This window comes from Streptomyces sp. NPDC102451 (genome assembly GCF_044765485.1).
In the GTDB taxonomy this organism is placed as follows: Bacteria; Actinomycetota; Actinomycetes; order Streptomycetales; family Streptomycetaceae; genus Streptomyces.
On the sequence record NZ_JBIWKD010000003.1, the window covers coordinates 436,422 to 446,238 of the forward strand.

General features: G+C 70.4%; 12 protein-coding genes. 7 read left to right on the forward strand and 5 right to left on the reverse strand.

Annotated elements, in window-relative coordinates; translation table 11 throughout:
- The first annotated feature begins 32 nt into the window (after positions 1–32).
- A complete protein-coding gene (locus ACIRD8_RS09085) occupies positions 33–509 on the forward strand; it encodes a hypothetical protein (RefSeq protein WP_403988255.1) in 477 nt (158 codons plus the stop codon).
- Positions 506–1,336 carry an ammonia-dependent NAD(+) synthetase gene (gene nadE, locus ACIRD8_RS09090; protein ID WP_403988257.1) on the forward strand — a complete coding sequence of 277 codons (831 nt, stop codon included), beginning with the start codon at positions 506–508 and terminating at the stop codon, positions 1,334–1,336. Before ACIRD8_RS09085 ends, nadE begins: the two co-directional genes overlap by 4 nt.
- Positions 1,337–1,508: 172 nt before the next feature.
- On the opposite strand, the gene ACIRD8_RS09095 is transcribed toward nadE, so the two are convergent.
- Complete coding sequence (locus tag ACIRD8_RS09095; protein ID WP_403988259.1) at positions 1,509–1,850, reverse strand: hypothetical protein; 342 nt, start codon at positions 1,848–1,850, stop codon at positions 1,509–1,511.
- A 241-nt stretch (positions 1,851–2,091) separates the two neighbouring features.
- Between ACIRD8_RS09095 and pip the strand changes: the two genes are divergently transcribed.
- Entirely contained in the window at positions 2,092–3,072 is a 981-nt protein-coding gene (gene pip / locus ACIRD8_RS09100; protein ID WP_403988261.1) for a prolyl aminopeptidase, read from the forward strand.
- Positions 3,073–3,118: 46 nt separating this feature from the next.
- The gene (locus ACIRD8_RS09105; protein WP_403988262.1) at positions 3,119–4,114 is read left to right on the forward strand and encodes an aldo/keto reductase; all 996 of its coding nucleotides are present in this window, start codon (positions 3,119–3,121) and stop codon (positions 4,112–4,114) included.
- 142 nt (positions 4,115–4,256) lie between these two features.
- Here the strand turns inward: ACIRD8_RS09105 and thpR are convergent, their stop codons facing one another.
- On the reverse strand, positions 4,257–4,829 hold the full coding sequence (gene thpR, locus ACIRD8_RS09110; RefSeq protein WP_403988264.1) for an RNA 2',3'-cyclic phosphodiesterase: 573 nt from the start codon (positions 4,827–4,829) through the stop codon (positions 4,257–4,259).
- A gap of 102 nt (positions 4,830–4,931) precedes the next feature.
- On the opposite strand from thpR, the gene ACIRD8_RS09115 reads away from it, so the two are divergent.
- Positions 4,932–5,513: a Uma2 family endonuclease gene (locus ACIRD8_RS09115; protein WP_403988266.1), complete on the forward strand. Its 582-nt coding sequence runs from the start codon at positions 4,932–4,934 to the stop codon at positions 5,511–5,513.
- Positions 5,514–5,564: 51 nt separating this feature from the next.
- On the opposite strand, the gene ACIRD8_RS09120 is transcribed toward ACIRD8_RS09115, so the two are convergent.
- Both ACIRD8_RS09120 and ACIRD8_RS09125 read right to left on the reverse strand, forming a co-directional pair.
- Positions 5,565–6,899: an MFS transporter gene (locus ACIRD8_RS09120; protein WP_403988268.1), complete on the reverse strand. Its 1,335-nt coding sequence runs from the start codon at positions 6,897–6,899 to the stop codon at positions 5,565–5,567.
- Positions 6,900–6,999: 100 nt separating this feature from the next.
- A complete protein-coding gene (locus ACIRD8_RS09125) occupies positions 7,000–7,440 on the reverse strand; it encodes a MarR family winged helix-turn-helix transcriptional regulator (protein WP_403988270.1) in 441 nt (146 codons plus the stop codon).
- A 134-nt stretch (positions 7,441–7,574) separates the two neighbouring features.
- On the opposite strand from ACIRD8_RS09125, the gene ACIRD8_RS09130 reads away from it, so the two are divergent.
- Positions 7,575–7,790, forward strand: a complete 216-nt coding sequence (locus ACIRD8_RS09130) for a hypothetical protein (protein ID WP_187327166.1) — start codon at positions 7,575–7,577, stop codon at positions 7,788–7,790.
- Between the two features lie 43 nt (positions 7,791–7,833).
- Here ACIRD8_RS09130 and ACIRD8_RS09135 read toward each other — a convergent pair whose 3' ends face one another.
- Positions 7,834–9,285 carry an NCS2 family permease gene (locus ACIRD8_RS09135; RefSeq protein ID WP_403988272.1) on the reverse strand — a complete coding sequence of 484 codons (1,452 nt, stop codon included), beginning with the start codon at positions 9,283–9,285 and terminating at the stop codon, positions 7,834–7,836.
- A 175-nt stretch (positions 9,286–9,460) separates the two neighbouring features.
- Here ACIRD8_RS09135 and ACIRD8_RS09140 point away from each other — a divergent pair, with 175 nt between their 5' ends.
- Positions 9,461–9,748, forward strand: coding sequence for a DUF2530 domain-containing protein (locus tag ACIRD8_RS09140; RefSeq protein WP_403988274.1), 288 nt, complete (start codon positions 9,461–9,463; stop codon positions 9,746–9,748).
- Positions 9,749–9,817 lie beyond the last annotated feature (69 nt).

Consider the following 9,817-nt stretch of genomic DNA (forward strand, 5'->3'; position numbering starts at 1 on the left):
GATCGCTTGTCCGAGACCGCAGGGAGCCCCTCATGCGTCTTCCCCCCGCCCGCTACTTACGCGTCGTACGCACGAGCGCCTGGTACGACCTCGTCGTCACCGCCGGCTTCGCCACACCATGGACGTACGGCCTGCTGCACGGCGTGCTCTCGTCCCTGGGCGTCGCCCTCGGTCTCGGCCCGCTGCCCGCGCAGGACCCGATGCAGACCCTGTACGCGAACCTGCTGGGCTCGGTCGTGGTCGTCTGGGCCGTCCTGCGCCTCGTGAGGCCCCTGCCGGAGCACGGACTGTACGACGGTGCCGCCCGGGCCCTGTTCGCGATGTGGCAGGCGTACGCCCTCACCCACGGTGGCCCGCAGCTGCTGTGGCTGTTCCTCGGCCCCGAGGTGGCCTTCGGCCTCGTTCAGCTGGCGCCCTGGGTCCGTCGCCGCCCCGGACCGGCGGGCGAGGGGCCCTGGGTAGGGTGGGCGCGACAGCACACCGTGGACCGGACCGAGGAGCAGACGTGAGCGAGCCGGCGAACATCGTCCTGCAGCAGGAGATCGCCCGGGAGCTGGAGGTCGCCGAGACCTTCGACCCCCACCAGGAGATCGAGCGCCGCGTGGCCTTCCTCGCCGAGCGGCTGACCTCCACGGGCCTGCGCTCCCTGGTGCTCGGCATCAGCGGCGGCGTCGACTCCACCACGGCCGGCCGACTGTGCCAGCTCGCCACCGAGCGGGCCAGGGCGGCGGGCCACGAGGCCCGGTTCTACGCGATGCGGCTGCCCTACGGGGTCCAGGCCGACGAGCACGACGCCCAGCTGGCGCTCTCCTTCATCAAGGCCGACCAGGTGCTGACCGTGGACATCAAGCCCGCGACCGACGCCACCCAGGAGTCCCTGCTCGACGGCGACGTGGCCTTCCGCGACCCCCACCACCAGGACTTCGTGGTCGGGAACGTCAAGGCCCGCCAGCGCATGATCGCCCAGTACGCGGTGGCCGGGGCGCACAGCGGTCTCGTCGTCGGCACGGACCACGCGGCCGAGGCGGTCTCCGGCTTCTTCACCAAGTTCGGGGACGGCGCCGCCGACGTGGTCCCGCTGACCGGGCTGACCAAGCGCCGGGTGCGCGCCGTCGCGGAGGCGCTGGGAGCGCCCGCCGAGCTGGTCGGGAAGGTGCCGACGGCCGACCTGGAGACGCTCGACCCGGGGAAGGCCGACGAGCACGCGCTGGGCGTCACCTACGACACCATCGACGATTTCCTGGAGGGCAAGCCGGTGGACGAGGAAGCCTTCGACACGATCGTCGCCCGCTACCGCCTCACCGACCACAAGCGCCGGCTGCCCCTCGCCCCGTAAGGCTCGCAGGCCCGCGCAATTCCGCCTCCTCCAAGGCGAATTGAGCGGCACGCGGCACGCCCCGGCCGGTATCCTGACGGGCTCCACGATCTTCACGAGCCAGCAGGGGGATTCGCGTGTCCAGCCCCAACCCGCCGATGCCTCCGGGGCAACCGTTCCCCCCGCCGCCGCCTCACCCTCCGACGCCCCAGGGTGGACGCCAGCATGTGACCGCCGCCGTGATCACGGCGGCGGCGACGATCGTCGCCGCGGTCATCGCCGCCGTGGCGATGTCGGGCGGGGACTCGTCGCCACCGACGGCGTCGGCGGCCGGCCCGGCGGGTCCGTCGGGTCCGACGACGGCCTCCGCGTCCGCGTCCGCCTCCGCCTCCGCGGAACCCGCCTCGACACCGTCGGATCCGCCGCTCCAGACCCTGCCGGCCGATCCGACGACCGCGACCCCGCGCAGCAGGCCGCGCCTAATCGCCGTCCCCGACCGGGCACCGGAGGGAACGGTGGTAACGCTGAAGGCCACCGGATTCGCCCCGGACGAACAGATCCGCATCACCTTCCGGGACAGCGATTGAGAAGGATCTGCGGGATGTCACCGCCGGCCCCGACGGGAGCTTCGCCGCCGAGGTCCACGTGCCCAGCGAGACGGGCACGGGGGACGAGTCACCCGTGTTCCGCGTGTACAGCCTGGATGACGTGGACACGGACAATCAGGCCGACACCCCGTTCACCGTCACCGGGTGACCCCGGGAGGGACCGCCGCCATGCCCCGTGACCCCGACGGGACGTACCCGCCGATCGAGCCGTACGACCAGGGGATGCTGGACGTCGGTGACGGCAACCTCGTGTATTGGGAGGTCTGCGGCAACCCGGTCGGCAAGCCCGCGCTCGTCGTCCACGGCGGGCCGGGCTCGGGGTGCACGCCCGGGGCCCGGCGGTCCTTCGACCCGGACCTCTACCGCGTCGTCCTCTTCGACCAGCGCAACTGCGGCCGCTCCACCCCGCACGCGAGCGACCCCGCAACCGACCTGCGGCACAACACCACCGCGCACCTGGTCGCCGACATGGAGGCCCTGCGCCGCCACCTCGGTGTCGAGCGGTGGCTGCTGCACGGCTGGTCCTGGGGCTCGACGCTGATCCTCGCGTACGCCGAGCAGCACCCGGAGCGCGCCTCGGAGATCGTGATCCCCGCGGTGACGACGACCCGGCGCAGCGAGATCGACTGGCTGTACCGGGGCGCCGGGCAGCTCTTCCCCGAGGCGTGGGACCGGTTCCGCGCGGGCGTCCCGGAGGCCACGAGCGACGCGACCCCGGACCTGCTCACCGCGTACGCCCGGCGGACGGAGAGCCCCGACCCGGAGGTACGGGCGGGGGCCACGGCCGACTGGTGCGCCTGGGAGGACGCGGTGCTGTCCATGGAGGCGCACACCGGTCCGGCGCCGTACGGCGGGCGGCCGGGCCGCGACCGGCTGGCGTTCGTCCGTATCTGCGCGCACTACTTCTCGCACGCCGCCTGGCTGGAGGAGGGGCAGCTGATCCGCGACGCCGGCCGTCTCGCGGGCATCCCCGGCGTCCTGGTGCACGGCCGCTTCGACCTGGGCTCCCCGCTGACCACGGCCTGGGAGCTGGCGAAGGCCTGGCCGGACGCCGAACTCACGGTGATCGAGGAGGCGGGCCACCTCGGCGGCCCCGCGACGACCCGGGCCGTGCTGGCCGCGCTGGACCGGTTCGCGCGGCGCGCCTGAGCCGGACCTTGCTTCGAGCGCGCTCGAAGGAGTTGGCTGGGGACCCATGAAGTACACGCAGCTCGGACGCACCGGACTCAAGGTCAGCCGCCTCGTACTGGGGACGATGAACTTCGGCCCCCAGACCAACGAGAGCGACAGCCACGCGCTCATGGACGCCGCCCTGGAGGCCGGCGTCAATTTCTTCGACACCGCGAACGTCTACGGCTGGGGCGAGAACAAGGGCCGCACCGAGGAGATCCTCGGCACCTGGTTCGCACAGGGCGGCGACCGCCGCGACAAGGTCGTCCTCGCCACCAAGGTCTACGGGAACATGGGCGCCGACGGGGAGGCGTGGCCCAACCACGACAAGCTGTCCGCCCTGAACATTCGCCGAGCCGTCGACGCCAGCCTCAAGCGGCTCCAGACGGACCACATCGACCTGTACCAGTTCCACCACGTCGACCGGAACACCCCGATCGACGAGATCTGGCAGGCCATCGACGTACTGATCCAGCAGGGCAAGATCCTCTACGCGGGCTCGTCCAACTTCTCGGGCTACAAGATCGCCCAGGCCAACGAGCGGGCCAGGCAGCGGGGCAGTTACGGCCTGGTCAGCGAGCAGTGCATCTACAACCTGATGGAACGCGGCGCCGAGATGGAGGTCATCCCGGCCGCCCAGGAGTACGGCCTCGGGGTCATCCCGTGGTCGCCGCTGCACGGCGGGCTGCTCAGCGGCGCGATCCGCAAGGAGGGTGCGGGCGGCAGCGCCCGGTCCACCTCCGGCCGCTCCGCCGAGGCGCTCGCCGACCCGAAGCAGCGGGCGCAGATCCAGGCGTACGAGGACCTGCTGGAGAAGCACGGCCTTGAGCCCGGCGAGGTCGGCCTGGCCTGGCTGCTCACCCGCCCCGGCGTCACGGGCCCGATCTCCGGCCCGCGCACCCGGGAGCAGCTGGACTCGGCGCTGCGCGCGGTGGAGCTGGAGCTGTCGTCCGAGGTGCTGTCGGCGCTCGACGAGATCTTCCCCGGCCCGGGCCCGTCGCCGGAGAACTTCGCCTGGTAGCCGGCGTGCGTGCGTACGTCCTCGGCGGGCTCAGCCCCCGAGGGCGGACGCCGCCGCGACGACGACGAACATCAGTACGAGCACGGCGGCCATGATGCGGTTTCTGGTCTTCGGATCCACCCGTCGAGCGTAACCGCCCCGCTCACCGTCCCAGCGGCCAGGCCCGCACCACCTCGTAGCGCGGCTGCTCCCCCGGCACCCCGTCCACCGGAAGTCTGCTGCGTACGAGACCGAGCTCACCCACCTCCCACTCCCCGCTCTCGAAGCCCTCCAGCGCCGCCGTGTACGGGGTCAGGTCGGCGTGGCCCCGGCTGCGGGCGAGCGTGAGGTGCGGGGTGTGGCGATGCGGCTCCTCCATCGGGACACCGGCCTTGCGCGCGGCGGCGTGGGCCCGCGCCGCCAGCAGCCGCAGGGTGTCGAGGCCGCCCGCGGCCCCCGCCCACAGCGCCCGCCCGTCGAACCGGCCACCGCCGTGGATCCGGAGCGGGAAGGGCTCGGTCCGGTGCGCGGCCCGCTCCAGCCGGCCGTACAGCTCCGGCAGCAGCTCCTCGCCGACCTCCCCGTAGAAGGCCAGCGTGTAGTGCCAGCCGGGCCGGGCGGTCCAGCGGAGGTCCACGGCGCCGGGGATCGTGTGCAGCGTGCCGACGGCCCTGGCCAGCTCGTCGGCGGCGGGCTCCGGCGGCAGGACGGCGGCGAAGAGTCTCTGGCTGCTCATGCGGCGAGTGTCCCAGCGTCCGGGCGTGTCCGGGGGGGGCCGCGCCTATCGTTGTACTACGCGGCTACCCGCGCCTGTGCGGCAGCGGGGAGGAGCGGCACGATGACCGTCGTCGACGACAGGATCGAGATGGCCGACACCAGCGACGAGCGCACCTTGGACATGATGTTCGAGTGGCTTGAGCCCACCCCCGAGGGATTCAAGGTCGAGATCGTCGAGGGGAACGTCTACATGTCGCCGCAACGGGACACACACTGGGACATCATTTTCGACCTCTTGGAGCAACTTCGCGCCGCCTACCTGCGCAAGCGGCTGAAGACGGACGTGCGGATCGATTTCCCGGGCCGGCTCAACGGATTCGCCTCAGATGTAGTCGCCCTTACCGAGGGTGCCACCAAGGACCCTCAGGGGCACTGGCGCTACCAGGACATCGAATTCGTCGCCGAAGTGATCTCCAAGGGCACGGCCGCCAACGACTACGGCTCCAAAAAGGCCACCTACGCCATTGCCGGTGTTCCCGTGTACCTCATCGTCGACCCGTACACGGGAACGTGGCACCTCCACACGCTCCCCAAGGACGACGAGTACCGCAGCACGCTGAGTCTCGACTTCGGCGCCGCGATCGAGCTGACGGAGACGGTCGTGGGCCTCACGCTGGAGACGGGCGGCTTCCCCCGCGACTGAAAATGGGAACACTGCCCTCCCCACCGGGAAGGGCAGCGCTCGTGGGCCGGTTCAGGCAGCCGTGGCCAGCTGCTCGCGCGGGACTATTCGCACATGCGGGCGACCCGGCCGCAGGTCGACCTTCAGGCGCAGGCCGCCGACGCGGGTCAGCATGAAGCCGACACCGACCGCGGCCACCATCGAGATCGCGCCTCCGGCCGCCATGCCGATCCGGGCGCCGTAGGTGTCGCTGATCCAGCCGACGATCGGTGCGCCCACCGGCGTGCCTCCGGCGAAGACCATCATGTAGAGGCTCATCACCCGGCCCCGCATCTCGGGGTCGGCGGCCATCTGGACGCTCGTGTTGGCGCTGATGTTGGTCGTCAGGCCGATCATCCCGATCGGCAGCAGCAGCAGCGAGAACAGCCAGACGGACGGCGACAGGGAAGCGGCGACCTCCAGCAGGCCGAACAGGGTGCCCGCGGCCACCAGCATCCGCAGCCGCGAGGAGCGGCGCCGGGCGGCGAGGAGGGCCCCGGCGAGGGAGCCGGCCGCCATGAGGATGTTGAAGAACGAGTACATCCCGGCGCCGCCGTGGAAGATCTCGTCCGCGAAGGCCGTCAGGAAGATCGGGAAGTTGAACCCGAACGTGCCGACGAAGCCGACCAGGACGATCGGCCAGATCAGCTCGGGCCTGCCGGAGACGTAGCGCAGGCCGTCACGCAGCTGGCCCTTGGCGCGCTTGACGGTGACGGACGCGTGGAGCTCGCTCGTACGCATCATCATCAGGCCGACCAGCGGGGCGATGAAGGACAGCCCGTTGAACATGAACGCCCAGCCGCTGCCGACCGTCGTGATCAGGACACCCGCGACGGCGGGGCCGATGAGCCGGGCGGACTGGAAGTTCGCCGAGTTCAGGCTGACGGCGTTGCGCAGCTGCGCGGGGCCGACCATCTCGGAGACGAACGACTGGCGTGCCGGGTTGTCGACGACGGTCACCATGCCGAGCAGGAACGCGATCAGGTAGACGTGCCAGACCTCGACGACGCCGGAGAGGGTAAGGACGGCGAGTGCGATGCCGCACAGGCCGAGCGCTGCCTGGCTGATGAGCAGGAGACGCCGCTTCGGGAGCCGGTCGGCGATGACGCCGCCGTACAGGCCGAAGAGCAGCATCGGGAGGAACTGGAGGGCCGTGGTGATACCGACGGCGGCTGCGGACCCGGTGAGGCTCAGGACGAGCCAGTCCTGCGTGATGCGGGACATCCAGGTACCGGTGTTGGAGATCACGGCGCCCGTGGCGAACAGGCGGTAGTTGCGGATCTTCAGCGACGAGAAGGTCCCGCCGGTCTTGCTCTCGTGGGCGGAAGTCGGTGCGGGGGCGGAGTCTGCTCCGGATCCCGTACTCAAAAGAGTTCGCCTCCTCGGGCGTATACGGCGTTCTTACCGACGGGGACGTGACTGCGGGCGCTGCGGGACCCGTGAGGGGGTCCGACGGCGCCCGTCGGGGTCACAGGTGGGCGAGCTTCTCCAGCACGGGCGCGGCGGCCCGCAGCTTCTCCCACTCGTCCTCGTCCAGGCCCTCGGCGAGGTTGGCCAGCCAGGCGTTCCGCTTGTCGCGGCTCTCGGCGAGCATGGCTTCCGCCTGCTCGGTCCGGCTGACCATCTTCTGCCGACGGTCATCAGGGTGCGGTTCCAGTCTGACCAGGCCCTTCGCTTCCAGCAGCGCGACGATGCGGGTCATCGACGGCGGCTGCACGTGCTCCTTGCGGGCCAGCTCACCGGGGGTGGCGGAACCGCAGCGGGCGAGTGTGCCGAGCACCGACATCTCGGTGGGGCTCAGCGACTCGTCCACACGCTGGTGCTTCAGGCGACGGCCCAGCAGCATCACGGCGGAGCGGAGGGAGCTCACGGCGGCGGCACTGTCACCGTCGTGGATCAGGTCAGGCATGTTCCTTAGCGTAACTCATTAGCCATGCTAAATACCAACTGGTGGTACACGCGCGAGAAACTGATCACCCGAACGAGTGAGTATGAGGCGGAAAGAGCCGCGAAAAGGCCACGTGTGCCGCGACCCTGCTTGGCATGGGATCGACAGTGCTCAGCCTGCGCATAGACGGTGAGCTGCTCGACCGGCTCCGCCAGCACGCCGCCAGACGCGGCATGAGCGTCCAGGACTACGTGGTCCGGACGCTCGTCCGCGACGATTTCGACGAGCGCTTCCACGCGGCCGTCGACGAGACGGAGAAGTTCTACGGGGCGGACACCCGTCACCCGGACCCGGCCGACCGGGTCACATGACGGGCCTCCGCCCCGCAGGGGTGAGGACTGCGCGCGTACGCGCCTACGTGAGGCCGAGCGCCGGCATCGCGTAGTAGAAGACGAAGACCGCGGAGACCACGTACATGGCCACCGGGACCTCCCGGCCCCGGCCCGCCGCCAGGCGCATCACGCTGAAGGCGATGCAGCCGATGCCGATGCCGTTGGTGATCGAGTACGTGAGCGGCATCATCAGCATGGCCATGAAGGCCGGGATGGCGAGCGTGTAGTCGCTCCAGTCGACGTCCCGGATGTTGCCCGCGAGGATCAGGAACCCGACCGCGATCAGTGCCGGGGTGGCCGCCTGCGAGGGGACCATCGTCGCCAGCGGCGTCAGGAACAGCGCCACCGTGAAGAGCAGCCCGCTCACCACGCTCGCCAGCCCGGTACGGGCGCCCTCGCCGACGCCCGCCGTGGACTCCACGAAGCAGGTCGAGGCGGAGGAGGAGCTCACGCCACCCGCGGCGACGGCGACACCGTCGACGAGGAGGACCCTGTTGATGCCCGGGAAGTTGCCGTCCTTGTCCATCAGCTTGGCCTCGTCGCCGACGCCGAGGATGGTGCCCATCGCGTCGAAGAAGCAGGACAGCAGCACGGTGAAGACGAAGAGGATGCCGGTCAGCAGGCCGACCTTCCCGAAGCCGCCGAACAGACTGACCTGACCGAGCAGCCCGAAGTCCGGCGACGAGACGGGATTGCCGGGCCACTCCGGGACGGTCAGGCCCCAGGCGCCGGCCGGCAGGTCGGCGACGGCGTCGATGACCAGCGCGACGACCGTCATGACGACGATGGAGAGCAGGATCGCGCCCGGCACCTTGCGGACGATCAGCGCCAGGGTCAGCAGCGTGCCGAGGATGAAGACCAGGACCGGCCAGCCGTTGAGGTGGCCGTCGTTGCCGAGCTGCAGCGGCACCGTGGTGTGCGCGGCGTCCGGGATGCGGGAGACGAAGCCCGAGTCGACCAGGCCGACCAGCAGCACGAAGAGGCCGATGCCGATCGCGATGCCCTTGCGGAGCGAGCGCGGCACGGCGTTCATCACGCGTTCCCGGAGCCCGGTAGCGACGAGGAGCATCACGACGATGCCCGCGAGGACGACCATGCCCATCGCGTCGGGCCAGCTCATCCGGGGGGCGAGCTGGAGGGCGACGACGGTGTTGACGCCGAGACCGGCGGCGAGCGCGATCGGCACGTTGCCGATGACACCCATCAGGAGCGTGGAGAAGGCGGCCGCGAGCACGGTGGCCGTGACGAGCTGGCCGCCGTCGAGCTGGTGCCCGTACATGTCCTTCGCGCTGCCGAGGATGATCGGATTGAGCACGATGATGTACGCCATCGCGAAGAACGTGGCGAAACCGCCTCGGATCTCGCGCGCGACCGACGACCCCCGCTCGGAGATCTTGAAGTAACGATCGAGGACGCCGTGAGGCTGCTGCGGCGTCGGCGGCTGATCGACCGGAGCGGTGGTCGAGGAGGACATGTATGACCTTCAGTCGTGCATCGAGGGGATGAAAGTAGTCACATTTGGATGTTCACACGAATAATTCGAGTCATCCGCAACCGGATTCAGTATGAATACATAAGGGAAAGATCGCTATCTCCGCGCGTAGATCCTTGGGCCGACTGGCCCGCAGCGCAGCCCGTAGACTGAGCGCATGGAGAAGTGGACACCGAAACACGAGGCACCCGAGCCCCTGGAGGGCCCTGTCGTCGCCACCGTCACCGGCGGCACGATCCTCTGGTTCGTCCTCTTCCTCGTGCAGGTCCCCTTCTACGGCTGGTTCGACGACCGGGGCCACGCCTGGTGGATCTGGGTCTGCCTGGCCGGCGCCGGACTCGGCCTGATCGGCATCTGGTACGTCCGGGGGCGCGACGCCGCGCTCAAGCGGGCCGCCGCACAGGCCGCCGCCGAGGAGTCCGCGCCCGACGGCGCGCACCACTGACCGAGGTACGCCCGCACCGCCCCTGATCCACCGCACGTACGACCGTGGGACCATTCCGGTCCTCCCCCG

Bases quoted from the DNA above. Each gene is read 5' to 3' on its own strand.
- ACIRD8_RS09085 (WP_403988255.1), top strand. From the start codon at position 33: ATGCGTCTTCCCCCCGCCCGCTACTTACGCGTCGTACGCACGAGCGCC.
- ACIRD8_RS09125 (WP_403988270.1), bottom strand. From the start codon at position 7,440: ATGCCTGACCTGATCCACGACGGTGACAGTGCCGCCGCCGTGAGCTCC.
- ACIRD8_RS09140 (WP_403988274.1), top strand. From the start codon at position 9,461: ATGGAGAAGTGGACACCGAAACACGAGGCACCCGAGCCCCTGGAGGGC.
- ACIRD8_RS09130 (WP_187327166.1), top strand. From the start codon at position 7,575: ATGGGATCGACAGTGCTCAGCCTGCGCATAGACGGTGAGCTGCTCGAC.
- thpR (WP_403988264.1), bottom strand. From the start codon at position 4,829: ATGAGCAGCCAGAGACTCTTCGCCGCCGTCCTGCCGCCGGAGCCCGCC.
- ACIRD8_RS09105 (WP_403988262.1), top strand. From the start codon at position 3,119: ATGAAGTACACGCAGCTCGGACGCACCGGACTCAAGGTCAGCCGCCTC.
- pip (WP_403988261.1), top strand. From the start codon at position 2,092: ATGCCCCGTGACCCCGACGGGACGTACCCGCCGATCGAGCCGTACGAC.
- ACIRD8_RS09135 (WP_403988272.1), bottom strand. From the start codon at position 9,285: ATGTCCTCCTCGACCACCGCTCCGGTCGATCAGCCGCCGACGCCGCAG.
- ACIRD8_RS09115 (WP_403988266.1), top strand. From the start codon at position 4,932: ATGACCGTCGTCGACGACAGGATCGAGATGGCCGACACCAGCGACGAG.